Consider the following 1,329-nt stretch of genomic DNA (forward strand, 5'->3'; position numbering starts at 1 on the left):
AATGACCTTTAATGGCAGAAAACATTGAAAACAATGGCTGTTCGCAAAGAGATAGTGCGGAACACAAAGGGTATGCGAAAGCGCTTAGGTCATTTAATCGGATATGGAAAGAAAGAGACAGTGCACAGCCGAAGCTCTTGGAAGCGATACTGTATAAGGACAACTTTAACAGAGCGTATAAAAGAGTTAAGGCAAACAAGGGAGCGCCAGGTATTGACGGTATGACCATTGAAGAGGCACTTCCGTACCTTAAGGAACATCAGCAGGAGTTAACTGACCGCATATACCGCGGTAAGTATACTCCATCGCCAGTCAGGCGAGTTGAGATTCCAAAACCAGATGGAGGTGTGCGTAAGCTTGGCATACCTACCGTGATAGACCGAACACTCCAACAAGCAATAACTCAACAGTTAGTGCCAATCTATGAACCATTATTCGCAAACGGAAGCTACGGCTACCGCCCTAACAGAAGCGCAAAGGACGCTATACAGAAGGTAAAAGAATACGCAGAACAAGGTTACACTTTTGCAGTAGTCTTGGACTTATCAAAATATTTCGACACCTTGAATCATGAAATCCTTATCAATCTCCTCAGAAGGAATGTAAAGGATGAACGTGTAGTTCAACTAATAAAGCGTTATCTGAAAAGTGGGGTAATGGAAAATGGAGTGGTCATTGATACAGAAGAAGGTTCACCGCAAGGTGGGAATTTATCTCCACTTCTTGCGAATATCTACCTCAATGAGTTCGACCAAGAGTTTCTGAAAAGGGGTGTGCCCTGCATAAGATATGCAGATGACATCGTTCTTCTAGCGAAAAGCAAAAGGGCATCAGAGAGACTCTTGGAAAGCAGTACGAAATATCTCGAAGACAAACTGAAGCTAACGGTTAATAGAGAGAAAAGCCGTACTGTAAGCGTGTTTGCAATCCGAAATTTTAAATTCCTTGGCTTTGCATTGGGAAGGAACGGAAGTGGCGTTTTTGTCAGGGTTCATCCAAAGTCATGGAAGAAGTTCAAGTCAAAACTGAAAGATTTATCTTCCCGTAAGTCTGTGCAGTCCATCAAGCCTAGTCTTGAGAAAATCAAGGTATATGCGAGAGGATGGCTTAACTACTACGGTATAGCAAGCATGAAGAACAATATAGACGAAATCAATGGATGGCTCTATCACAGAATACGTATGAGTATATGGAAACAATGGAAGAAGCCCAAGACAAAGGTACGTAATCTGATTAAGATGGGCGTACCCGGGGACTTAGCATGGCAGGCTGGTAACAGCCGAAGAGGCCATTGGTTCACGACGCATACCGTTGCAGTAAATATGGCAA

1 protein-coding gene is annotated in these 1,329 nt (G+C 43.2%); it reads left to right on the forward strand.

Annotated elements, in window-relative coordinates; translation table 11 throughout:
• Positions 1 to 11 precede the first annotated feature (11 nt).
• On the forward strand, positions 12 to 1,329 hold a 1,318-nt coding region (gene ltrA, locus BM153_RS13440), incomplete at its 3' end, for a group II intron reverse transcriptase/maturase (RefSeq protein ID WP_092875011.1).

Source organism: Acetitomaculum ruminis DSM 5522 (assembly GCF_900112085.1).
GTDB classification, from domain to species: Bacteria; Bacillota; Clostridia; order Lachnospirales; family Lachnospiraceae; genus Acetitomaculum; species Acetitomaculum ruminis.